This window comes from Pseudomonas sp. SWRI50, from assembly GCF_014269095.1.
In the GTDB taxonomy this organism is placed as follows: domain Bacteria; phylum Pseudomonadota; class Gammaproteobacteria; order Pseudomonadales; family Pseudomonadaceae; genus Aquipseudomonas; species Aquipseudomonas kermanshahensis.
In genome coordinates this window covers 62243-86303 of record NZ_JABWRW010000024.1, presented here as the reverse complement: position 1 = coordinate 86303, position 24061 = coordinate 62243, and the positions used below count along the sequence as shown (strand labels likewise).

Below are 24061 nucleotides of genomic sequence, written 5' to 3'. Positions count from 1 at the left end.
CTTGACCGCTTCGATCTTGAATTCTTCGGGGTAACGCTGACGACTCATGGCACCTCCTATTTGGGCCTCATTATGAGGCTTGGAGGTGTCTACGAAACCAGGGGCGATTCAATCTACCCGGTACTGCCTGGCAGCGTCCTCCAGCGGCGCAACGCGTCATTCTCGTCACCGGCCAGGTCGAGGGAGATGCCTCCATTCGCTACGGCAGCGCGCGCATTCGCAGCAACCTCCAACTGCTACGTGCAGTGCGTGAGGCCAATCCCTTAGCCTGGGTGCTGTACAAGCCGCACCCAGAGGTACTCGCCGGCACACGACCCGAGGGCGATGACGAAGCGCAAACAGTTCACTGGTGCAATGAGGTGATTGGCAACACGCCGCTGCAGCAGTTGCTGGAAGTGGTTGACGAATTGCATGTACTGACGTCGCAGTCGGGTTTCGAAGCGCTGTTGCGCGGCGTACCTGTAACGACCTACGGGCAGCCGTTCTATGCCGGCTGGGGGCTAACCGACGATCGTGAACTGGAACCGCAGGTTCAAGCGCGAAGGTCGCGAAAATTGACACTTGATCAACTGGTAGCGGGAACACTTTTGCTCTACCCCACCTATGTCAGTCGCATCACCAATCGTTTTACCACTGCTGAACAGACTCTCTACGAATTACAACATTGGCATGGGCTACCGCAGCTCGGAGCAATCTCCAGATGGCAGGACTTGAAACGACGCTTGAGCAGTTTGTTGGGCATGAAGCGCCCGACCGGCTGAATACGAGGGCGACGCGTGGTCCACTGCTGCGCATCCCTACGCACAATTTTCTGTTCCTGCAGGGTGTCAGTTCGCCTTTCTTCAGCCGCCTGGCGAAAGGGCTGCGTGACATTGGCCAAACTGTGCACAGTGTACGTTTCAATGTCGGTGACGAACTTTACGGTGCTGATGGCCCAAACATGAGTTGCCCGCAAAAGGCTGAAGACCTGGATGCTTGGTATTCCCATGTCTTTCGCCAGCTCGACATCACCGACCTGGTGCTGTTCGGCGATTGCCGCCCCGTGCACCGCACCGCAGTGAAGCTGGCCCGGTTGCAGGGCATTCGTGTGCACGTGTTCGAGGAAGGCTACTTCCGCCCGTACTGGATCACCCTGGAGCGCGATGGCGTCAATAACAACTCGCGCTTGCCAAGGGACCCCGACTGGTACCGCGAAGTGGGCAAGTACATCCCCCGCTACCAGAACGGCAACGCGTTCAAGCTGTCTTTTGCCGCCCGCGCGGCACACGACGTGCTGTATCACGCCAGCGGAGCGTTGAACCCGCTGTTCTACCCGAAATACCAGACCCACGCGCCGTTTAACGCTGCAGTGGAATACGCGGGGTTCATTCGCCAGGGCTTGCGTCTTTTGCTCGCTCGCAGCCGCGACGACGCACTCGTGGCCGATGTTGCCCGTGAGCGCCAACCAACGTTCTTACTACCGCTGCAACTGGACAGTGATGCGCAGATTCGCGATCACTCGCCATTCTCCAACATGACCCAGGTCATCAGGCATGTGATCGACTCGTTTTCGCTGAACGCGCCGTTCAACGCACGCCTGTTGATCAAAAACCACCCGTTGACACCGGGGCTAGTCAACTACCGCAAGGTCACCGAAGCGCTGGCGCGCGAGTACGATGTGGTAGACCGCGTCGTATTCATGGAGAGCGGGCACATGCCGACATTGCTCTCTCACATCACCGGCATGATTACCATCAACAGCACCGCCGGCGCATCAGCCATCCTCCACGGCCGCCCAACCATCACGCTGGCCGACCCAATCTACGCCATGCCCGGCCTGACTCACCAAGGCGCGCTGGCCGATTTCTGGCAATCCCCGGACATGCCAGACATCAAGCTCTTTCATCGTTTTCGCAACACAGTCATCCACACCACCCAGGTCAACGGCGGTTTCTACACCGGCTGCGGCATCGACATGGCGGTCACCAATTGCCTCGAAGTGCTGATGGCGAAAACTTCAAGAATCGAAAAATACCTATGAACCACACCGCTTCACCCCGCTGCATCCTCATCACCGGCGCCACCGGCGGCATCGGCGGCGCGCTGGCGCCTGCCTATGCCGCGCCGGGCGTGACGCTGATTCTGCAAGGCCGGCGCCTGGACCGCCTGGATGAGATGGCCGAGCAGTGCCGCGCCTTGGGCGCCGAGGTACTGCTGGAAGCCATCGACGTGCGCGACCTGGATGGCCTGCGGGCGATGGTGCGGCGGGTCAGCGAGGCGCATCAGCCAGACTTGGTGCTGGTCGGTGCCGGGCTCAACACGGCAGTGGGCGCCAATGGCGAGGCCGAGTGCTGGGACGACAGCCGGGCGTTGCTCGAGGTGAATGTGATGGCGGCGCTGGCCACTGTGGAAGCAGCGCTGCCGGCCATGCGCAGCCGGGGCCATGGGCAGATTGCGCTGTTCAGCTCGCTGGCGGGCTGGCGTGGGCTGCCGGTGACGCCTACCTACAGTGCCAGCAAGGCGGCGATTCGGGTGTATGGCGAAGCGATCCGCGATTGGCTGGCGCCGGAAGGGGTGAAGGTGAATGTGATCGTGCCGGGCTACGTGGAATCGAAGATGTGCTTCGAAATGCCGGGGCCTAAGCCGTTTTTGTGGACCGCCGAAAAAGCGGCCAAGCGCATCAAGCGTGGGCTGGCTGCTAACCAGGCGCGTATCAGTTTTCCGTTCCCGCTCAACCTGGGCACCTGGCTGCTGGGGCTGATCCCGCAGTGGCTTTCTTCGATGATCCTGCGTGGGCTGAAGTACAGTGATTGATGTTTCTCTGCTGCCGGTTGCGTTGATCGGCCTGATGCTGACCGTGCTGGTCGAACGCTTGTTGATACCCCGCCCTGCCCTGCGCCGCCCGGCTGACTGCTGGATGCTGCATGTGGGGTTGTGGTGCGTGGGGTTTGGGTTGCTGTATGCGCTGACCGCGCGGCCACTGTTCAGTGGCGTGAACCTGCTGTTGCTGTGGGTGCTGATCGTGCTGGTGAGCAACTCGAAGTACCACTCGCTGCGCGAACCGTTTGTGTGTGCGGATTTCGAGTACTTCAGTGATGCGGTGAAGTTTCCGCGGTTGTATTTGCCGTTCTTTGGGTTTGGCAAGGCGGCAGTGCTGGCGGTCGGGTTTCTGGTTTACCTGTGGGCGGGCTTGCGCTTCGAGGTGCCGGGGGCGTGGGTTGAGGCGTTGCTGCCGGTGGTGATTGGCCTGGGGTTGCTGCGGTTGGGGCATCGTCGGGTGGTGCCGAGCTTTGATGCCGAGCGCGATGTGCGGGGCTGGGGGTTGGCGGCTAGTTTGTGGCGGTATTTTTGGGCGGCGCGGGCGCCGGTTGATCAGGCTGGGTTGGGGTCGCCGTTTGCTTGTGAGGGTAGTGCTAGGTCGGCTGGCGCATTCGCGGGTAAAGCCGCTCCCACGGGGAATGGGCTGGCGGACTTGGTGTCGGTGCAGAGCGAGTCGTTCTTTGATGTGCGTGGCTTGTGGCCTGGCGTGCGGGCTGAGGTGCTGGGCGAGTATGACGTGCTGGCCAGCCAGGCGCTCGCGCGGGGCAAGCTGCAGGTGGCGGCGTGGGGGGCCAACACGGTGCGTACCGAATTCGCCTACCTCACGGGCATCCCCTCCGAGCGGCTTGGCGTGCACCGTTTCAACCCTTATCGCGTACTGGCGCGCCGGGGCTTGCCTAGCATCGCTTCGCGGCTGAAGGCGCTGGGCTACCGCACGGTGTGCATTCACCCGTATGACGGTGGGTTCTACGGCCGCAATAAAGTGCTGCCGGCGTTGGGCTTCGATGAGTTCATCGATGTGCGCGCGTTCAACCCGTCGCAAAAGGCTGGGCCGTTCATTGGCGATTGCGCGGTGGCGCAGAAGATTCGCGAACTGCTGGAGGCGCCTGGGCGTACTCAGCCGTTGTTCATCCACGCGGTCACCATGGAAAACCACGGGCCGCTGCACCTGGAAAGCGTGGCCGAGCACGAGCTGCCGGCCTGGTTCGACCGCCCGCTGCAACCGGGCATGCAAGACCTGGCGCCTTACCTGCGGCATATCGGCAATGCCGATCGCATGCTTGGCATGCTGCGCGAAACGTTACTGAGCCAGCCGAACGAGGCGCTGCTGTGCTTCTTTGGTGACCATGTACCGATCCTGCCCGAGGTTTACCAGGCAGTCGGCGCGCCGGCCGGCGACACTGACTACCTGATCTGGTCCAACCGGCGCCAGCCTGGCAGCCAAGCGTGCCCCATCGCTGTACACAAGCTGTCCAGCGCACTGCTGGCACACGCCCAGGCGCCCGCACAGGGCCAGGCGCCGCACAGTGCAGTGGCTGGGGTAGCCTGAAAACGTGGTGCGCATTGTTCTGGGATCGGACCTGGCGCCGGAGCGTGCCGCAGACCCTGCCTTGGCTCAGTTGCTGACCCAGGGGCGCGGTTCGCTGGCGTTTCTGATTGGTAACCCTACTTGCCGCTATCGCCTGCTGGGCGGGGCCATCCACTGGGACCGCGTGCTGCTGGCCTTCGAGGGCGAGCAGGCGCTGGGCTTTGCCGCCTTGAAGCATGACGGGCGTGGGCCATTTGCGTTGCACTGGCGGCCGTTCATTCGCGAGTTCGGGCTAATCAGTGGCTGGGTGCGCTTTGCCGGGTTTTGCCTGAGCGAACTGCGCGAGTGGCGTTACCCGTTCTTGTTGTATGGGCTGCGCGTGAGCAAGGCAGCTCGCCAGCAAGGCATGGGATCGGCGTTGGTGCAGGCGTGCTGTGCGCATGCGGCCAAGCTGGGCTTTACCCAGGTCGAACTGGAAGTGCCGCTGAACAACCCACGGGCCAAACGGCTGTACCTGCACAATGGCTTTGCCCTGCGCCGCAAGCGTTGGGTGCCGTTCCCGCCGGTGCGTGGCATGTGGCGGGGGGTGCCATGAACCGTATTGAAGCGCCGGCAGCAGTGGCCTTGCAAGCACTGGTGGACGGCCCGGGTTGGGTCGGCATCATGTCGCAGTGGGTTGCCTGGAAGGTGTTGCACCTGCCGCAGTTTCTTGGGCCCGAGGGCCCGCCCTTCTGGCTCTGGCGCCGGGGTAGCAAGGCGCCGAAGGGGCTCAAGGCGATTGCCGGTATCGGCTACAAACAGTCTTCTGCGCAGGCGCGCGTGTTGTGCCAGCGCTGGGGGCTGCCTTATATCGCGCTAGAGGACGGTTTTTTACGGTCTTCGTCGCTGGGCATCGAAGGCGACACGCCGATGTCGATGGTGGTTGACCCGATAGGTATTCACTACCTGGCAGACCGGCCTTCGCTGCTCGAGAACATCCTGCAACAGCCCGAGGCGCTGACCGAGCACGAGCTGGAATGCGCGCACGCGCTGATCTCGCTGATGCGCAGCACGGGCATCGGCAAGTACAACAATGCCCAGGACCTGCCCGCAGACGACCCGCTGGGCCGTGAGCGGCCGCTGGTGCTGGTGGTTGACCAGACGGCGGGCGACTATTCGATCCCCGGTGGCGGTTTGTGCGAAGCGGACTACGTGCGCATGCTCGATGTCGCCTTGGCCGAGCACCCTGATGCCGATGTGCGGGTGCGTATTCACCCGGACTGCCTGGGCGGGCAGAAACCCAGCTGCCTGCTGGCCGCCGCGCAAGCCCGGGGCGTGCCGCTGGAGGCACGGCCAGTGGCGTGGGCGTCGCTGGCCAAGCGGGCGCAGCGGGTGTATGTGGGCACCAGCCAGGCTGGGCTCGAGGCGTTGATTCAGGGCGTGGCGGTGACCTGCTTCGGGCTGCCGTTTTACGCTGGCTGGGGCCTGACCGACGACCGCATGCCCATCCCCCGTCGCCAGGCGCGGCCGAGCCTGGAGCAATTGGTGGCGGCGGCGTACATCCGTTATTGCCGCTATGTCGACCCGCTCACCGGCCAGCTGACCGATGCGCTGACCGTCGCTCGCCAGCTGGCGCGCAAAAAGGCACGCGACACTGAATTTGCCGGGCCTACCACAGTGCTGGGGGTCAAGCGCCACAAGCAGCACAACATTCGCCGCTTCTTTGCCAGCCGCTGGGGCCAGCTGCGCTTTACCGTGGATAGCCCGCAACTGGTGCAGCAGGTGGCGGCAGAAAACGGCCGGCTGCTGGTGTGGGCGGCGCGGGAGCCCGCCAGCCTGGCAGAACGCGCCCGCCAGCAGGGGGTGCCGATCTGGCGGGTCGAGGACGGCTTCATGCGGTCCACGGGGTTGGGGGTGAGTAACAGCCCGGCCCTGTCGTTGGTGCTGGACCGTGGCGGTATTCACTATGACGCCGCGTCGGACAGTGACCTGGAATGGCTGCTGCTCAATACCGACTTCGACGACGCCAGCCTGGCCGAAGCCGCGCAGTTAAGGGCGCAGATCGTCGCCAGCGGCACCAGCAAGTTCAACCTGCGCAGCGGGCCGATTCCGCCGTTGCTGGGCCAGCCGGGCCAAGCACGTGTGCTGGTGGTGGGCCAGGTCGAAGATGACGCTTCGGCGCTGTGCAGTGGCGGCGGCGCAGGCTGCAACCTGCGCCTGCTGCAACGGGTGCGCGCGCAGTTGCCGGACGCCTGGATCATCTACAAACCCCACCCGGACGTCGAGGCCGGCAAGCGCCAGGGCCAAGTTGCCCCGGCGCTACTGACGGGCCTGGCTGACCAAGTGTTGGGCGGTGTCGATATCGCCAGCCTCTACGGCCAGGTCGATGCGCTGCACACCTTGAGCTCCACCGCTGGCTTCGAAGCGCTGCTGCGCGGCGTGCCGGTGGTGACCTACGGCACACCGTTCTACGCCGGCTGGGGGTTGACCCACGACCACCAGCCGCTGCCGCGCCGCACCCGGCGCCTGACCCTGGACCAGTTGGTAGCCGGCGCCCTGATGCGCTATGCGAGCTATGCCGACGTTCAGCAAGACTTGCCCTGCGATGCCTGGCACGCCCTCGCTTGCCTGTCGATGCCGCGCCCTGCGCGGTTGGCCGAACACCGGCGCGTGGCGCCGCTGCTCAATTACTCCCGGACCATGCTCGGCTGCGGCCGGCCACTGGCCCCATCAAAGGACTAAAACATGCCCGTATCGATCAAGGACATCGGCCGCTATGCGGCGCTCCCCTGGCATTGCATGCAACTGGCCACCCACGCGAAATCGTTCGAGAACAACCCGGTGCTCGGCAGTGCGCGGCTCAATGCGCTTGGCCTGCATGTGCAGCGTCGCCAATTGGCGATGGCCATGGCCAGCTACCGTCGCCAGGCCCTGGCCTCGCGCCTGGATGCCGGCGAGCGTGCGCATTTTGAAGAAAACGGGTTTTTCATCCGCGAAAACGCCCTGCCCGCTGACCAGTTCGCGGCGTTGCGCGCCGAATTGGGTGCCTTGCGCAGCACGGGTTGGGAGATGCGCCAAGGGCGTGCGGTTACCCGCCGGGTCAGCCTTGATCAGGATGTGCTGGCCAGCAACCCGGCCAGTGCGGCGTTTGTGGCGGACCGTGGGGTACGGGACCTGATTGCCTATGCATCGTCCAACACGGGCGGCATTACCTATCAGCTGCAGTCGATCATCATCGATGCTGCCAATGCCGACCAAGACCCGCAAACTCGCCTGCACGCAGACACCTTCCACCCCACCGCCAAGGCGTGGTTATTCCTGGATGACGTGGCCGACGACCAGGGGCCGTTCAGTTATGTGCCGGGGTCGCACCGCCTGACGCCCGAGCGCCTGGCGTGGGAGTATCAGCAAAGCCTGGGCGCTGCCCGCTCGACCGAGCAGATGCACCGCGAGGGCTCGTTCCGTATCGACACCCCCGACCTCGCCGCCCTGGGCCTGCCGCAGCCGCGCCGCTTTGCGGTGCCTGCCAATACCCTGGTGGTGGCCGATACATCCGGCTTCCATGCCCGCTGCGCCAGCCACCAGGCCAGCCACCGGGTAGAAATTTACGCCAGCTTGCGGCGCAACCCGTTCATCCCTTGGCGCGGGGCGCACCTGTTTGCCCTGCCGTGGATTGCCAACCATCACATGCGCTGGGACATCCGCCTGAAGCGCTGGATGGGTTTTGACAAGAAGAGCCATTGGCGGTTTGTGGAGCAGCTGAATGCCTATGAGCCGCCGCATATTTGAGGCAGTTATCCCGTCGGTCAGCACCGACCCGTAGGAGCAGCCTTGTGCTGCGAAGACGCCAGTGGCAGCAACGAAAATTGATTGTGCTGGCACCGGCCTCTTCGCAGCGCAAGGCTACTCCTACAAGGGACTGCGCCAGGCGAAAGCCCTTGCGTGCGCTCAGTTATTCCTTCGCTTAGCACCGACCTGTAGGAGCAGCCTTGTGCTGCGAAGAGGCCAGTGGCAGCAGCGAAAATTGATTGTGCTGGCACCGGCCTCTTCGCAGCACAAGGCTGCTCCTACAAGGGACTGCGCCTGGCGAAAGCCCTTGCGTGTGTTCAGTTATTCCTTCGGTCAGCACAGACACCTGTAGGAGCAGCCTTGTGCTGCGAAGACGCCAGTGGCAGCAGCGAAGATCGATTGTGCTGGCACCGGCCTCTTCGCAGCGCAAGGCTGCTCCTACAAGGATTGCGCCTGGCGGTTGGCTCAGGGTCACTTCATTAATTATTGCAAAACCCTTGCGTGTGCAAGATTAAAAACTGACGCCAAGTTTTATACCGTATTCATCCTGCACCTGAGTATCCGTTGGGGTCATTGCAAACTGCCCGTCCAACTCATATTCAAAGCGGCTGTAATACAACGAGGCAATCACCGGTATCATCCCGTCCTGATTGAACAGCAGGCTCATTTCAGCAAACGGATGAGTGCCATCTTTCAAGTCCACTTTCTCGTTGCTGATGCCATGGATCTCCAATTGCGAATCACCATTGATCAGCTTACGCATGCCGGCTTCGAAACGTAGGGTCGCGGTGTCGAACCGGTAGTTGTAACCCAGCGCCACCTTGGCAAAAGGCGTGCGGTTGGTGAGGTCGATGTCGTACTTGCGGTTGTTCGGCTGCAGGCGGTTCCATTTGTAACCGCCGCCCACCAGCAGGTCGACGGAATGGCGCTCAGCCAGCGTAATACGCCAGCCCAGGTCGAGGTCGGCCTGCGCGTCCTTGACCTTCTGGTTCTGGTGCTTGCTATAGAGGCCGCTGAGTTCTGCCTGATAAATGAACCCGTCGGTTGACGTCATTTTATTGCCGAAGTTAATGAATGCGCCGCCTTCTGGCATATGTTCCGTGTCGGTTTTACCGTGCCCGGTGAATTCCTGCTCGGTGTAGCTTCCCTGTAAGCCAAACGCAAAAGCCGGTGCAGTGTGAGAAGTCGCATCGCAAACGGTTGGCACGGCGCAGACGCACGCCGATACAACAGCAGCAAGAGTCACTCTGCTCATAAGTACTCCATCGGATACACGACGGGCCCAGGGGGTGGCCCGGTTAATGATCACGATAGTCGTATTTTTTAAAGTTGCAGGCGTTACGCAAACTTTACACAGACACTTTTTTGCGTCGTTTTAAAGAGGAATTATTTAGATGTTTAACACTAGAGCGCTCGAAGTAAGTTCGGCTTTTCTTGCTTCGATTTAATATGACTAGCCGCTTTGCAGTGGCCAGATTCCAGCTATCATTGATGGCCCATTGATGGCACGCCACAAGGGCTGCCAAGCAGCCCCTCAGGCCTTACCCCATCACCCCAGCCGCGCCATCTCTTCAGCGACCACCGCCACCGTGTGCTGGATCTGCTCGGGCGTATGCTCGCACGAGACAAAGAAGCGCACCCGCGCCGCCTGCTCTGGCACGGCCGGGTAGACGATCGGCTGGGCATTGATGCCCCGCTCGAACAACGCACTGGACAACCGCCCCGCCTTGAACGAACTGCCGGTAATCACCGGGATCACCGCAAGCCCCGTGCTGGTGGCGGTGTCCAAGCCCGCTTCACGCGCCAGGCGCAAGAACAACTCGCCCCGCGCCTGCACCTGGGCAACCCGCCCGTTATCCGCCGCCAGCAGCTGCAACGCTGCCAAGGCCGACGCTGCGACCGCCGGCGGCATACCGACGCTGTACAAAAAGCCCGGCGCCAGAAACTTGAGGTGCTCGATCAGCGCCGTGCTGCCAGCGATATATCCGCCGCAACTGGCCAAGGTCTTGCTCAAGGTGCCCATCCAGATGTCGACGTCATCACCCGCCAGGCCAAAGTGCTCACGGATACCTTTACCCGTAGCCCCCATCACGCCCAGCGAATGCGCTTCATCCACCATCAGAAACGCTTTGTGCTTGCGCTTGATGTCGACGAAGCGGGGCAGCTCAGGGTAGTCGCCGTCCATGCTGTAGATGCCTTCGACCACCACCAGCACCCGCTCGAAGTGCTGGCGCTGCTCGCTCAACAGGCGGTCCAGCGCCTGCCAGTCGTTATGCGCAAAGCTCAAACGCCGTGCACCGGACAACTGAATGCCCTGCAGGACGCTGTTGTGAATCAGCTCGTCATGCACCACCAGGTCGCGCGGCCCGAACAGGTAGCCGATAGTGGTGACGTTGGTGGCATGGCCGCTGACCATCACCACGGCGTCGTCCACCTCGTACAGCCTGGCCAACCCCTGCTCCAGCTCACGGTGCAGCGGGCGATCACCCGAGACCGGGCGGCTGGCAGACACCGAGGTGCCGTAGCGGTCGATCGCCGCCTTGGCTGCCTCGGCAACGCTGGGGTGGCCGGAATACCCCAGGTAGTTGTAACTGGCGAAGTTCAGGTACTCGCGCTCGCCAATCTGGGTCTGCGCGCCGGCGGTGCCTTGGTGCAGGCGGAAAAACGGGTTGCTCAGCCCCAGCCGCTGCGCGGTTTGTTGCATCACCCGCAGGTGCTGGTAACCCGGGTGCTGGTCGAAACGGTAAAACGCTTCAGGCACCTTCAATGCAGCCTGCTGCACCTGCTCCAGGGTGGCACCTTCCGCGCCTTCGGCGCCTGTGTTACGGCGCCGCGCAAGGGCTTGCTGGATCAGGCGTTGCTTGGCGTCGCCACCAAGGCCGGTCGGGGTTTTGGCTGTCATCTGAGCTCTTAGTCAATCAATCGGTTAGGTGCCACACTGGTCTCGGCCAGTTCTGCATTCAGTTCAGCCACTTGTTCGGCGCTGAGTTCGCTGCCATGACGGGCGAGCACGTTTTGCGCCAGCTGGTCTTCGCCAGTGCTGGCTTCACCGCGCAACAGCTCAAGCAAGCGCACGCTGAGCTTATCGATGCTGGAACTGTCACTGAGTTCCATGACCGGCAAGCGAATGCCGAAGCGCTCTTCCAAGGCCACCACCAGCTCGACACTCATCAGCGAGTCCAGCCCCAGTTCCTGCAGCGGGCGTTGTGCATCCAGGCGCGCGGGCGGCAGGCGCAGAATCTCACACACCTCGTGCTTGAGCATCTCGGCAAAGCGCTCGAGCAATTCGGCATCGTCAAGCTCGGCCAGCATGCGCTGGATGTCTTCACCGCCGTTGTCGTCTTCCTGGTCACCGCCGTGGGCACGGGCCAGTTCGCTGAAGCGTGGCGAGGTGGCGGTCGGCAGGAAGCGCGACAGGGCTTTGAAGTCCAGTTCGAGCACGCCTTGGCCGTTGTCACCGCTCAGCAGCATGGCTTCGAGCTGGGCCAGGGCCGCCTCGGCGCGCAGGGCAGCACCGCCCATGCGGCTTTGCAGGGCATCCTTGATCTGGCTGTTGCGGGCCAGGAAGCCGACGTCGTCAATCGCGCCCCACAGCACTGCGGTGGCCGCCAGCCCTTGGGCACGACGGTGGCGCGCCAAGGCTTCGAGCCAGTGGTTGGCGGCGACGTAGTTAGCCTGGCCGGGGTTGCCGAACAGGGTGGTGGCCGACGAGAACATCACGAAGAAGTCCAGCGGCAACGCTTGGGTCAGTTCATGCAGGTACTGCGCGCCCTTGGCCTTGGGCTCAAGCACGCGACGCAGCTGGTCGCCATCGAGGTTGCGGATCAGGCTGTCGTCGATCACTGTCGCGGCATGCACCAGGCCTCGCAGCGGCCATGGGCTGGCTGCGATGCGCTCGAACACCGCGCGCAGCTGGCCGGCATCCGTGATATCGCAAGCCACTGCCTGTACATCGATACCTTGAGCCTGCCACAGCGCCAGCTGCGGCTGGGCCTCGGCACTGGCCGGGCCACGGCGGCCCAGCAGCACCAGGTGGCGGGCGCCCTTGTCGATCAACCATTGCGCGGTGCGCAGGCCGAAGCCACCCAGGCCACCGGTGACCAGGTAACTGGCATCGGCTGCCAGTTGCACGTTACGCAGCGGTTGTTCGCGGGTGTCGACCGTGCGTTCGATCGGGTTGGCGTAGGTGATCACCACCTTGCCGATCTGCCGCGCCTGCTGCATGTAGCGGTAGGCTTCGACCACCTGGTTGGCGTCGAACTCGCGGAATGGCAGCGGGTGCAGGATGCCTTGGGCAAACAGCGCCATCATTTCGGCGAACAGGCGACGGGTCAGTTGCGGGCGTTCGCTCATCAGCTGGTCGGCGTCGATGCCGAAGTAGCTGATGTTGTTGCGGAACGGGCGCAAGCCGATACGGGTGTTCTGGTAGAAGTCGCGCTTGCCCAGTTCGAGGAAACGGCCAAACGGCTTCAGCACACGCAGGTTGCGGTTGATCGCCTCGCCCGCCAGCGAGTTGAGCACCACATCGACGCCACGCCCGCCGGTTGCGGCCAGTACCTGGTCGGCATAGGCCAGCGAACGCGAGTCGTAGACGTTGTCCACGCCCAGCAGGCGCAGGAAGTCGCGCTTCTCGTCGCTGCCGGCGGTGGCGTGGATCTCGGCACCCAGCCACTTGGCGATCTGGATCGCGGCGATGCCCACGCCGCCAGCCGCGCCGTGGATCAGCACTTTCTCGCCCGGCTCTACGCGTGCCAGGTGGTGCAGCGCGTAGTACACGGTGAAGAAGGTGCTCGGAATGGTCGCTGCGGCTTCGAACGACATGCCCTCTGGGATGCGTGCCACGGCGTTGGCGTTGGTCACCAGGCGGTTGGCGAAGCTGCACGGGCCAAAGCCCACCACGCGGTCGCCCGGGGCGAAATCGCCGAGCACGTCAGCGCCCTTGCCTTGCACCACACCGGCAAACTCGAAGCCCAGGGTTGGGCCAGAGAAGCCGTTCTCGATCGCTTCGTCAGACAGCAGGCCGAGGGCGAACATCACGTCGCGGAAGTTCAGGCCGGTGGCCCGTACGGCGATGTCCAGCTCGTCCGCCGCCGGTTGGCGCGGCTCGCGCAGCTCCCAACGCAGGTTACGAAGCTGGCCAGGCAGGTCGAAGCCCAGGCACACCCACTGCGCGGCGCTGTCGGCGCTGGCGGGCTGGTCTGCCAATACACGCAGGCGCGGCACATAGCGGCGGCCTTCGGCATCCAGCGCCAACTCGGTTTCGCTGTCGGCGTGCAGCAACGAGGGCAGCACGTGGTCGATTGGTGCCGCGTGGGCCAGGTCCAGCAGGCGAATGCGGCAATTGACCGATTCGTTGGCCAGGGTGCGGCCAAAGCCCCAGAACGCCGCGTCAGCGATGGCCGCGACGTCGGCGGCGGTGTCGGTGCCGTACAGGTGTTCGGCAGCGCCACGGGTCAGCAGCCAGCATTGCGGCGCCAGTGCCAGGGCCTCGCAGGCCTGTACCAGTGCGGCTGCCTGCAGGCAGCGCTCAGCCTGGTTGTCTAGGCCGGCGGCGCTGTCGAAGCCTGCCAGGTGCAGCACATGCGCTGGCGCCTGGTCCAATGCGCTGAGCTGTGCAGCCAGCGCCTGCGCATCGCCAGGCAGGAGCAGGCTCACGAGCTGGCCTTGGGCACGCAGTTGCGCGGCCAAGCACTCGGCAGCGCCCTGCCCGGCTTCGGCAAGCACCGCCCAGTGTTGCACAGGCACCTCTGCCGAGGCGTGCACAGCGCCCGCAGGCTTGTCGGCCAGCAGCACGTAGCTACCGCACGCGCTGCCAGGCAAGGCATCGACGGTGTGCAGCGGGCCGAGGCCGTGGCGTTGCAGTTCATGGCTCCAGAAGGCCGGAGCCTGCTGACGCGAAAGCGCGTGCTGCGGGCCAGCCAGCCACCAATCAGGCTCGCCACCGAAGACAAAGTCAGCCCAACGCGCCGGGTATTGCCCCAGCAGCGCCAGTTGGCCATGGGGGTTAAGCTGCGCGCTGGCCTGGCGCAAGGCATCGCCCACTGCGCCAAGTGCGGCGAGGTCGGTCGGCACCAGTGCCCAGTCAAAGCGGCCGGCGTCGGCCAATTGCTCCAGGCTCAGCACGCTCAGCGCAGGGCAATCGTCATGCAGACGTTGCTGCAGCTCGGGCTCTGCCACAGCGTAGACATAATCGATGCGGTCGAAGTCGAGCCCTGCGTACAGCAGCTCGGCAAACGATGCGCCGCCAAAGCCGATTTCCAGCACACGCAGGCGCTGCCCGGCCGGCAGTTGCTCAAGGCGCAAGGCCAAGGTTTGGCTGATACCGGTAAGCAGGCGCTGCTGGCCGGCCGCACCGAGCACCAGGCGCGCCAAGCTGCTGCCGCTGGTTTCGCGCGGCAACAGGCTTTCGAGCGTTTGCTCGCCCGTCAGCAAGGTCGGCAGGTGACGGCCAATACGCCCCACCGAATGAATGATCTGGAAGTACTCGGGGTAGCTCTGGAACAGTTCCTGCCAGATGGCCTCCGACGACGGGCGCTCGTCGCTGTCGACCAACTGCCAGCTGCCATCGGCGTTGCGCAGCACATTGCCGTCCTGCTCGGCGTGGCGCAGCAGGGTCGCCAGGTAATCGCCCTGGCCCTGGGACCACAGCGCGACCTGTTCGGCGCTCAGCTGGCCACCGGCCTGCTCGACCAGGTCGAGCACAAAGCTGGCACACAGCACATCCAGCAGCGGTTCGACTTCATTGAGGTAACGCAACTGCGCCGGCTCGTCGGCCAGGCTGTGCAGCGCGTCAGCCACCGGCGTACCGGCCACGGCGTGGCGTTGCACGGCAACGGCATTGCCCGGTGCGGCCAGGCCAACGTGGCCGAGGCGCTTGATATCGCCACTGCGGTCGTACTGCAGGCGCACGGCGCGCATGCGCGCATCCTTGATCGCCAGCACGGCAGCGCCGCTGGCATCAAACAGGGTGAAATCAACCAACAGCGAATGCGCGGTGCGCTTGCGCTGGCGTACTTCGGCCAGCACCGGCACAGCACCTGCCGTGCTGAAGGCGATACGCCCCAGCTTGACGGGGATGAAGGCCAGCCCGTTGTTGCGGCCCGGGCGGCTGGCCAGCAGTTCGGTAATCAGCTGGAAGGCACCGTCCAGCAGCGCCGGGTGCAGGTGCAGCGCGTCCAGTTCGTGCTCGATGGCGGCAGGGACGGCCAGTTGCGCCAGCACCCGCTCTTCTTCTACCCAAGCCGCGGCGACGGTCTGGTAGGCCGGGCCGTAGTTCAGGCCGACCGCACAGGTCAGTGCCAGGTGCTGCTCGCCGCTGAAGTCCGCCGGGCGCTGTGGCAGCGCCGGCGCACGGGTGTCCAGCATGACGCCACGGGCTTCGCCCGGCAGGCGCGCGACCACGTGCTGCACCCAGTCTTCATGCTGCGCCAGGTTACGCGAAATGATGCGCAGCGTGCCGTCGGCCTCTTCGATGTGCACGCGGACTTTTTTGCTGCCCTCGCTGCTCAGCAGCAGCGGGTTGTGGATTTCCAGCTCTTCGATGTCAACGAACTCACCTGGCTGGTGCAACTGCGCCGCCGCCAGGGCCAACTCGGTGAAACCGGCACCGGGGAACAGCACCGACTCGCCCACTTTGTGGTCGGCCAGGGTCGGGAACAGTTGTGTGTCCAGGCGGTTTTCCCAGGTCAGCGGCTGGTCGACGACGGGGTAACCCAGCAACGGGTGCACGCGCTTGCGGTTCAAGGGGCTGTGCGACTCGGCACTCACCGGCAAGCTGAAGTGATCACGCTGCCAGGCATAGTTCGGCAGGCGTACCTGGCGCCCGGCAACCGGGAAGCGCGTTGCCCACTGCGGCTCGACGCCGGCAATCAGCAGGCGGGCCACGGTGCGTTCCAGCAGCAGCGGGCTGTGGTCGTTGCGCTTGAGCGTGCCGACCACCTGGCCAGGCTGCTCGCACTGGTTCAGCACATCGGTGACGTAGCTGCGCAGAATCGCGTGCGGGCCGATCTCGACGAACAGGTTATGGCCGTTGCGCACCAGCGCGTCCAAGGCGCCCTGGAACAGCACCGGGAAGCGGATGTTCTGCCACCAGTAGTGATTGCCCAGGCACTCGCCATCCAGCTCGCCGCCAACCACCGTGGAGTAGAACGGGATCTGCGTGGCGCGCGGGCGAATGTGCGCCAGGTCGTCGATGACGGCCTGTTCAATCGGGTTCATTGCTGGCGAGTGGAAGGCGTAGTCCAGGTCCAGTCGGCGGGCGAACACCTGGCGCTCGGCAAGGGTTTCTTCCAGCAGCGTCAGGGCGTCGACCTCACCTGCCAGGGTGGCGCCACGGGCACTGTTTTCACCGGCGACGACCAGGCGGCCGTCCAGCTTCAGTTCAGTGATCAGCTCGCCAGCGGCTTCACCCGACAGGCCCACGGCGGTCATCTGCCCGGTACCGCGGGTCAGCCCTTGCAGGCGGCTGCGGTGGTAGATCACTTGGGTGGCGTCTTCCAGGCTCAGGGCACCACTGGCCCAGGCCGCGGCCACTTCACCGACGCTATGGCCGATCACCGCGACAGGGTGGATGCCTTCGGCGGCCAGCACGCGGGTCACCGCCACTTGCAAGGCAAACAGCGCCGGCTGGGCGATTTCGGTGCGGGCATAACGGCCTTCGCCGTTGTCACCCAGCAGCTCGGCGCGCAACGAATAGCCCGCCAGCGGCTGGAACAACGCATCCACTTCATCCACCGCAGCAGCAAACAGCGGTTGACCGAGCATCGCCCGGCCCATGCCTTGCCACTGCGAGCCGTTACCGGAGTAGACGAACACTGGCGCCGAGGCGGCTTCCAGTGCCTGGCCGGCTTCGAGCACCGCGCTCAGTTCACTGAGGGTGGGGTCCTGGGCATAGTCGTCCAGGGCCTGGGCGGCTTCGGCGGCATTGTCGCTGACCAGCAGCAGGCGATGGCTGTGAGCGTCCCGGCGGTACATGGCCTGATAGGCCACGTCGTAATAATCCAGCTCCGGGTGGGCGGCCAAGTACGCGGCAAAGCGCTCGGCGGTGGCGCGCAGGCCTTGTTCGGTCTTGCCGCTGAGCAGCAACGGTACGCGTCGCGCCTCGGCAGCTTTAGCCGGGGCAGCCTGCGGTTCGGGGCTCTGCAGGATGACGTGCGCGTTGGCGCCGCCAAAGCCGAACGAGTTAACGCCGACCGTCAGTTGGCCTTCAGGCTTGAGCGGCAGCGGCTCGGTGACCACCTGCAGGTTCAGGTCGCCGAACGCGATATTCGGGTTAAGCGCCTTGACCCCGATGGTGGCCGGCACGGTGCGTTCGGTCAGGCAGTTGAGCGCCTTCATCAGGCCCGCCACACCGGACGCGGCTTCCAGGTGGCCAAGGTTGCTTTTGACCGAGCCAATCGGCAACGGGTTGCCATTGCCACGCGCCTGGGCCAGTGCTTCGCCGATGGCACGGGTTTCGATCGGGTCACCGACCGAGGTACCGGTACCATGGGCTTCCAGGTAATCGAGCTGGTCGGGGCTGATGCCCGCCTTGGCGTAGGTCTGCTTGAGCAGCGCGGCCTGGGCTTCGGCGTTGGGCAGGGTCAGGCTGGACTTGCGCCCGTCGGTGTTCACCGCACTGGCCGCGACCACGGCCAGAATCGTGTTGCCATCGGCCACAGCCTGGTCGTAGTCCTTGAGCAGGAACAACCCACCGCCTTCCGAACGCGCATAGCCATCGCCATTCTCATCGAATGACTGGCAGCGCCCGGTGCGCGACAGCATGGTCGCCTTGGCAAAGATCATGAAGCCAAACGGGTGCATGTGCAGGCTGATGCCGCCGGTCAGCGCCTGGTCAACATCACCGCTGAGGATGGCCTGGCACGCCTGGTGGAAGGCCACCAGCGAAGAGGAACAGGCGGTGTCGATGGCCATGCTCGGCCCACGCAGGTCGTAGAAGAACGACAGGCGGTTGGCGGCAATGCTCATGGTGTTGCCCGTGGCGGTTGCACCATCGATCGACGCCAGGTCTTCGACCAGCCGGTAGGACTGCTCGACACCGGCGATGCCCAGGTACACGCCACAGTTGCTGCCGCGCAGGCTCGACGGCTTGACCCCGGCGTTTTCGAAGGTTTCCCAGCACATTTCCAGCAGCATGCGCTGCTGGGGGTCCATCATCCCCGCTTCACGCGGCGAAATATTGAAGAACCCCGCGTCGAACGCGCTGATGTCGCCCAAAGTGCCCGCGGCGAAGGTGTAGCTGGTCGCAGGGTTGGCCTTGTCCGGGTGCAGAAACTCAGATTTCTCCCACCGAGAAGGGTCGACCTGGGTGACCAGGTCGCGCCCCTCCATCAGGTTTTGCCAGAAGCTGGCATTGGAAGATCCAGGGAAGCGGTACGAACAGCCAACGATTGCAACCTTTCTACGCTTAATCAAAACCTATTCCTTCAAATCTCATCGGGCACCGTCCCATCCGTCGGACAGCCGGCATGCCTGGCCTGGCCATGAATCTGGCAGGTCGTTTTATGACACTGATGATCGTCTGGTTATCTGAAGCTGCTATGCACGCTGGGAACGCAAGACCTTTGGTCTGAAGCAGGCGTGGGGATATTCAGATTTGTGTGAGGGGATGATACGCGGGTTGGGGGGGCGGGGAAAACCCTGGGGTGCTGCGGGGTTCACATTAACGCTGGGCGGTAGTGCTGCCCCGCTCTAATGAGGGCCATTGCGGCCCTCATGGCTGGCACTGCTAATCGTGTAGAACAGGCCGCTGCTATAAGGAGCGGCCTTGTGTCACAGAGGATGCTTACAGATCCAAGCGCCGCTGCTGATAAATCCAGTCAACGATTTCCCCTTCCGGGGCATAGCCGATCACGGTTTCACGCAGCAACTGACGCACCCGTACAAAATCATCTGCAGAGGCCGCGCCCAGCAACTGGTTCAGCGCGTCCTTGAGCTCGTCCCAAGGGAGGAAGTCCTCGCTTGCACTCATGATCATCGGGTGGCGGGTCGCTAGCACGTTGTCACCGATCAACAGCTCTTCGTAAAGCTTCTCGCCCGGCCGCAACCCGGTGAACTCGATAGCGATGTCACCCATGGGGTTGCGTTCGGAGCGGACGCTGAAACCGGACAGGTGGATCATCTTCTCGGCCAACTCGACGATCCGCACTGGCTCGCCCATGTCGAGTACGAACACATCCCCGCCCTTGCCCATCGAACCCGCCTGGATCACCAACTGCGCGGCTTCGGGAATGGTCATGAAGTAGCGGGTGATTTTCGGATGGGTAACGGTCAGCGGGCCGCCGGCCTTGATCTGCTTATGGAACAGCGGGATTACCGAGCCCGATGAGCCCAGCACGTTGCCGAAACGGACCATGGTGAAGCGGGTTTTGTTGACCTGCGAAACATTGCCCCCATCGCCAAACAGTACGGGCGCCAACTCGCGGCTCAGGGCCTGCAGGGTCATCTCGGCAAGGCGCTTGGTACTGCCCATCACGTTGGTCGGGCGTACCGCCTTGTCGGTCGAAATCAGCACAAAGTTGGCGACACCCGCCTGCAATGCTGCTTGCGCGGTGTGCAAAGTACCAATGACGTTGTTCAGCAGGCCTTCGCTGATATTGTGCTCGACCATCGGTACATGCTTATAGGCCGCAGCATGGTAAACCGTATCGACCCGCCAGGTTTTCATGATGTCGAGCATCTGCGCCTGGTTACGTACCGAACCCAGGATCGGCAGCAGGCAAACAGACAGCGACTCACGGGCAATGCGCTGTTCCAGTTCAGAAAGAATGCTGTAGAGGTTGAACTCGCTGTGATCGAACAGCAGCAGCGTTTTCGGGGACTGCGAAAGAATTTGCCTGCACAGCTCGGAGCCGATCGAGCCACCGGCACCGGTGACCAACACGGTTTGTTCAGCGATGCAACGTTCAAGCAGGTCGCTTTGTGCGGGCACCGGGTCACGGCCCAACAGGTCGGCAATGTCCACTTCCTGAATATCATCCACCTTGACCTTGCCGCTCGCCAGGTCGATGAAGCTGGGCACACTGCGCACATGCAGCGGGAAGTCTTCGAGGAAGTTTAGGATCTCTCGACGGCGGGTGCGGGTCGATGACGGCAGTGCCAGCAGGATTTCCTGGGCGCCGGTATCGTCAATCAACTGCTGCAGTTGCTCTGGGCGATACACTTGCAAACCCGCGATCACACGGTCGGCAATGCTCGGGTCATCGTCGATGAATGCCACCGGCCGCATGGCTTTGTCCATGCGCAGCGCCGTTGCCAATTGGTTACCGGCGGCGCCGGCCCCGTAGATTGCCACCCGTGGCAAGCCATCGTCTCGTTGAGCGAACGGGACGTGCTGGACGGCGGCAGCAAACCAGTCACCCAGGAAGTACTGGCGCATGGCGAGCCGCAGGCCACCGACCATGATCAGGCTCAACCACCAGTAGTTGAAGGTGATGGAACGCGGCACTACGTTCTGATGGTTGCTGGACCAATAAATGATGAAGCCGAGGATCAGCGCAGACAGCGTGACCGCCTTGATGATGGCGATCAGTGCGTCGTTACCAAAATAACGCATCACCGCGCGGTACAGCCCGAAGCGAATGAAGAGCGGGATCGACACTACCGGCGCACACAGGAACAGCCACATGTGGTCGACGATCGGATTGGCCAGGTCGTCGATGCCAAGACGAACGACAAAGGCAAGCCACAAGGCGAGCCAGATCATCACTACGTCAGTAGAGAGCTGCAGCAGCCGCTTCTGGCGCCGCGTTAGCTGTAAAAGCCAGCTGCGCATCTTATCGTATCCTTGAACCATAGCTAGTCAGGCCTCTTTCAATCCGGCATTGAACCTTAACGCCAAACACACCAAGGGAATATAGGCCAGAACAAGACCGGCTATACCGTCGAGATGGGCAGAGCCCACCAACAACGCGATGGGCAACAGCCACCCTATATTGATCAGCAGCACAGCGAGGGTCACGGTACGGTGGCTCCCATAATGCCTTGAAGCATACTGGTAAGCATGGCTGCGATGGGCTTCATGGACTTTGTCACCGCGCAACAGCCGGCGGATCAACGTCCACGTGGCATCAACGATGAATACCCCTAGCAATATCATCCAGCTCCAGAAAAACGCCGGCGAAATCCACGCTGCCTGGAGCGCGAAAAGGCCCAGCATGATCCCCAGGAAGCCACTACCGGCATCCCCCATGAAAATCTTCGCAGGCGGGAAGTTCCAGACCAGAAAGCCCGCCACTGCCATCAGCATCAACCCTGACAGCCACAGTTGCGATACGTGCCCCCCCAGCAAACAAAGCAGGCCTCCCCCCAGGCATGCGGTAACCGCCTGCACACTCGCCAGCCCATCGATCCCATCCATGAAGTTGTACAGGTTCAACAACCACACAAGGTAAACGGCCGCCAGCAAGTGGCCTATCACGCCCAAATCAACAACAACGCCGAAAAACTCCAGCGGTGGCGCACCGTTGAGCCAGAAAAGCCCCCAGGCAGCGGCCGCAAAATGCCCGAGCAACCGCCATCCGGCAGGGACGTGCCCGTGGTCATCCAGAAACCCGACGAGGGCCGCAATCAGGCCGGCACCGAACAGGCCCACAGCAACAGCCCAGTCGATCGCATCCACATAGCCCAGCCATGCCAGCGCAATGAGAAAGCTGACGACGATCGCCACACCGCCGCCGCGGGGCGTGGGTATCGTGTGCGAACTACGGGCATTGGGCACATCGATCATGCTCGTCGCCAGTGCGTAACGACGCAGTGCTGCAGTCAATACAAGCGACACAATCACAGTCAGGGGTAAAAGTAACCAAAGGCTCATCTAGGTTCCTGCTCACGGTAAGCTTTAACAGTGCGCTTCAACTCTTCGGCAACCGATGATCGAGGCGTCCAGCCCAGCACGCGGCTGTTTTTTTCAATGTCGACTCTCAACGAGCCGCACAGCCGGTCCACAACGGCCCGCTTACCCAGCAGTTCAGCGAACCCACGGAGTAACGTGACGGGGAACGGCAGCAGACGAGAGGGCTTTCCAAGTGCCTGCGCAACGTTGCGCAACAGCGCGGGGGTGGAAAGATCCTCTCCATCTGAAATCAGGAACACCTGGTTCGCTGCACCCGGATGGTCGATGCAATGGATCAGGAAGTTGGTCAGGTTTTCCAGGCCAACCAAACTCCTGCGGTTATCAACCAAGGCCAACGGAAGCGGCACGCCCCGATCGACCCACTGGATCATCTTCAGGAAGTTTGCCTTTACGCCCGGCCCATAAATCAACGGTGGCCTGACGATGACGACGTCCATCGCCGAATGTTGAGCCAGCTCCATGAGTCCTTTTTCAGCCTCCCATTTCGAAAGGCCGTAGGGGTCGGTCGGGCCGCAGTCGTCTTCGGCAGTGAAGGCTGCTCCGTCCGTACCCTCGCCGTTGACCTTGATCGAGCTGAGATAAATGAAGCGCCTAACGCCTGAGCGAGCGGCCTCCCGCGCAAGCTTCAACGTGCCTTCTACGTTGACCTCGCGGAATGCAGCCAACGGATCTGCAGTGGTTTCGTTCATGACATGAACGCGCGCCGCGCAATGCACGACCACATTCACCCCAGCCAACGCCGACGACCAGTCGGTCTCACTGTTGATAGCGGGTGTGACAACGGCTTTTCCCGGGCTCTTCTGCGCAGAGGCGCTGGAGCGAAACTGCGCGACGACCTCAAAGTCATTGCTTGCCAGCAATCGCGTCACCAGCGCACGCCCAACAAAACCGCTAGCGCCCGTAACGAGGACGCGCTGAGAAGAAGATAACGGCTGACTGCCACTCATGAGCTGAATCCTTCGTACTTTTCAATCAACAAGGCTGAGCACCGTGCTGAATCAAAATCCCTTATAGCCCGCTCCCTGGCGTGCCTGGCCATTTCCTTCAGACGCTCAGGCTCAGCCAAAAGCGATCGAATAGCCTCGGCCAAGGCGTCGGCATTCTGCACGGGGACCAATAAGCCTGTCTCACCGTCCACAATGGCATCGGTTAAACCGTAGATTGCGGTGCCTACCGTCGGCACGCCCATCGCCGCCGCCTCTATCACCACGGTGCCAAAACCTTCTCGATAACTCGGCAAGCACAACAGATCGGCGATCGCCATGTACTGCTCAGGCGCAGCTTGCAAGCCCAGCACTTTCACCCGCTCAACACATGCAGGCGTCAAATGAGACTCGACCACGGCGCGGCCGTCCGCTTCATAGGGCCCGACCAGCACCAGATAAAGCTCTGGGTAGTGCGCTTGCAGCTTCAAAAAAGCCTGCATCAATTCACCGACGCCTTTCTCCGGCGTCACCCTGCCAACGAACAGCAAGACTTTAGCGTCCGCTGGAATACCCAACTGTTGACGCATTGCGTCGTTGGCAGACGTCGAAAACCGTGCGGCGTCAAAACGACGAATATCAACGCCGGCGAGTGACCCGGAACCGATCACTGAAATTCTCGAAGCAGCGACCACCCCTTCCCTTACCAGGAAGTCGCGCTGGCTGACGCTGTCGGTGAAGGTATGTGAATTGAGCCTGGCGATGAGCATATCGCAGAGCTTGAGCAGCTTCTTCTTGGCCCCGCTCATGGTCACCCAAGGCTGCCCGGTAAAAGTGTGCAGGCGCACCTTGACCCCGGCAATCTTCGCGGCTATTGCCGTAAGCAAACCGGCTTTGGGCGTGGTGGAATGCACGATGTCATAACGCTGTTTGCGGAACAAGACGACCAGCCGAATCAGGCTGACCAAATCTTTGAAAGGGCTGATTTCACGCGCGATCTCGACCGGAATGAAACGTATGTCCTCACGGGCTTGAAGCGCCCCTACCAGCTCGTCGTTGCTGGCAATCACGTGCACTTGCGCGCCCGCCTCACCCAGGGCTTGCAGTTGCGCACTGAGCTGGGTCACTACAAAAAACGGAACCGTTGAGATTCGCGCCACCCTTAGGCCTTTGATCGACATCGCTTGAGGT

14 protein-coding genes are annotated in these 24061 nt (G+C 62.7%); 7 read left to right on the top strand and 7 right to left on the bottom strand.

The features are described 5' to 3' along the window. Positions 1 to 20 precede the first annotated feature (20 nt). From HU750_RS21870 to HU750_RS21840, 7 genes are read left to right on the top strand one after another with little or no spacing between them, the layout of a single operon-like run. A complete protein-coding gene (locus HU750_RS21870) occupies positions 21 to 761 on the top strand; it encodes a capsular polysaccharide export protein, LipB/KpsS family (protein ID WP_514132428.1) in 741 nt (246 codons plus the stop codon). Then, entirely contained in the window at positions 701 to 2020 is a 1320-nt protein-coding gene (locus HU750_RS21865) for a capsular polysaccharide export protein, LipB/KpsS family (RefSeq protein WP_186682337.1), read from the top strand. Before HU750_RS21870 ends, HU750_RS21865 begins: the two co-directional genes overlap by 61 nt. Further along, entirely contained in the window at positions 2017 to 2793 is a 777-nt protein-coding gene (locus tag HU750_RS21860) for an SDR family NAD(P)-dependent oxidoreductase (RefSeq protein WP_027595982.1), read from the top strand. Before HU750_RS21865 ends, HU750_RS21860 begins: the two co-directional genes overlap by 4 nt. Positions 2794 to 2800: 7 nt before the next feature. Then, the gene (locus HU750_RS21855) at positions 2801 to 4348 is read left to right on the top strand and encodes a sulfatase-like hydrolase/transferase (protein ID WP_186682339.1); all 1548 of its coding nucleotides are present in this window, start codon (positions 2801 to 2803) and stop codon (positions 4346 to 4348) included. 4 nt (positions 4349 to 4352) lie between these two features. Continuing rightward, a complete protein-coding gene (locus HU750_RS21850) occupies positions 4353 to 4922 on the top strand; it encodes a GNAT family N-acetyltransferase (RefSeq protein WP_186682335.1) in 570 nt (189 codons plus the stop codon). Continuing rightward, positions 4919 to 7048 carry a capsule polysaccharide biogenesis protein gene (locus tag HU750_RS21845; RefSeq protein ID WP_186682333.1) on the top strand — a complete coding sequence of 710 codons (2130 nt, stop codon included), beginning with the start codon at positions 4919 to 4921 and terminating at the stop codon, positions 7046 to 7048. The genes HU750_RS21850 and HU750_RS21845 overlap by 4 nt, the downstream gene beginning before the upstream one ends. A 3-nt stretch (positions 7049 to 7051) precedes the next feature. After that, positions 7052 to 8095, top strand: coding sequence for a phytanoyl-CoA dioxygenase family protein (locus tag HU750_RS21840; RefSeq protein WP_186682331.1), 1044 nt, complete (start codon positions 7052 to 7054; stop codon positions 8093 to 8095). Positions 8096 to 8606: 511 nt separating this feature from the next. Here the strand turns inward: HU750_RS21840 and HU750_RS21835 are convergent. The 7 genes from HU750_RS21835 to HU750_RS21805 all read right to left on the bottom strand — a co-directional run bounded on the left by HU750_RS21835 (position 8607) and on the right by HU750_RS21805 (position 24051). After that, positions 8607 to 9350: a hypothetical protein gene (locus HU750_RS21835; protein ID WP_186682329.1), complete on the bottom strand. Its 744-nt coding sequence runs from the start codon at positions 9348 to 9350 to the stop codon at positions 8607 to 8609. Between the two features lie 294 nt (positions 9351 to 9644). Beyond that, positions 9645 to 10997, bottom strand: a complete 1353-nt coding sequence (locus HU750_RS21830; RefSeq protein WP_186682327.1) for an aminotransferase class I/II-fold pyridoxal phosphate-dependent enzyme — start codon at positions 10995 to 10997, stop codon at positions 9645 to 9647. 8 nt (positions 10998 to 11005) lie between these two features. Next, positions 11006 to 18508, bottom strand: coding sequence for a type I polyketide synthase (locus tag HU750_RS21825; protein WP_186682325.1), 7503 nt, complete (start codon positions 18506 to 18508; stop codon positions 11006 to 11008). A 370-nt stretch (positions 18509 to 18878) separates the two neighbouring features. Then, entirely contained in the window at positions 18879 to 20867 is a 1989-nt protein-coding gene (locus tag HU750_RS21820; RefSeq protein WP_225935615.1) for a polysaccharide biosynthesis protein, read from the bottom strand. Positions 20868 to 20894: 27 nt separating this feature from the next. Beyond that, positions 20895 to 21908 carry an MraY family glycosyltransferase gene (locus HU750_RS21815; protein WP_186682321.1) on the bottom strand — a complete coding sequence of 338 codons (1014 nt, stop codon included), beginning with the start codon at positions 21906 to 21908 and terminating at the stop codon, positions 20895 to 20897. Next, positions 21905 to 22894, bottom strand: coding sequence for a UDP-glucose 4-epimerase family protein (locus HU750_RS21810; RefSeq protein WP_186682319.1), 990 nt, complete (start codon positions 22892 to 22894; stop codon positions 21905 to 21907). The genes HU750_RS21815 and HU750_RS21810 overlap by 4 nt, the downstream gene beginning before the upstream one ends. Further along, a complete protein-coding gene (locus tag HU750_RS21805) occupies positions 22891 to 24051 on the bottom strand; it encodes a glycosyltransferase family 4 protein (RefSeq protein WP_186682317.1) in 1161 nt (386 codons plus the stop codon). The genes HU750_RS21810 and HU750_RS21805 overlap by 4 nt, the downstream gene beginning before the upstream one ends. Positions 24052 to 24061 lie beyond the last annotated feature (10 nt).

Excerpts from the sequence above, each read along its gene's own strand:
- HU750_RS21845 (WP_186682333.1), top strand. The coding sequence starts at position 4,919 with ATGAACCGTATTGAAGCGCCGGCAGCAGTGGCCTTGCAAGCACTGGTG.
- HU750_RS21820 (WP_225935615.1), bottom strand. The coding sequence starts at position 20,867 with ATGCGCAGCTGGCTTTTACAGCTAACGCGGCGCCAGAAGCGGCTGCTG.
- HU750_RS21860 (WP_027595982.1), top strand. The coding sequence starts at position 2,017 with ATGAACCACACCGCTTCACCCCGCTGCATCCTCATCACCGGCGCCACC.
- HU750_RS21840 (WP_186682331.1), top strand. The coding sequence starts at position 7,052 with ATGCCCGTATCGATCAAGGACATCGGCCGCTATGCGGCGCTCCCCTGG.
- HU750_RS21830 (WP_186682327.1), bottom strand. The coding sequence starts at position 10,997 with ATGACAGCCAAAACCCCGACCGGCCTTGGTGGCGACGCCAAGCAACGC.
- HU750_RS21815 (WP_186682321.1), bottom strand. The coding sequence starts at position 21,908 with ATGAGCCTTTGGTTACTTTTACCCCTGACTGTGATTGTGTCGCTTGTA.
- HU750_RS21865 (WP_186682337.1), top strand. The coding sequence starts at position 701 with ATGGCAGGACTTGAAACGACGCTTGAGCAGTTTGTTGGGCATGAAGCG.
- HU750_RS21810 (WP_186682319.1), bottom strand. The coding sequence starts at position 22,894 with ATGAGTGGCAGTCAGCCGTTATCTTCTTCTCAGCGCGTCCTCGTTACG.
- HU750_RS21805 (WP_186682317.1), bottom strand. The coding sequence starts at position 24,051 with ATGTCGATCAAAGGCCTAAGGGTGGCGCGAATCTCAACGGTTCCGTTT.
- HU750_RS21835 (WP_186682329.1), bottom strand. The coding sequence starts at position 9,350 with ATGAGCAGAGTGACTCTTGCTGCTGTTGTATCGGCGTGCGTCTGCGCC.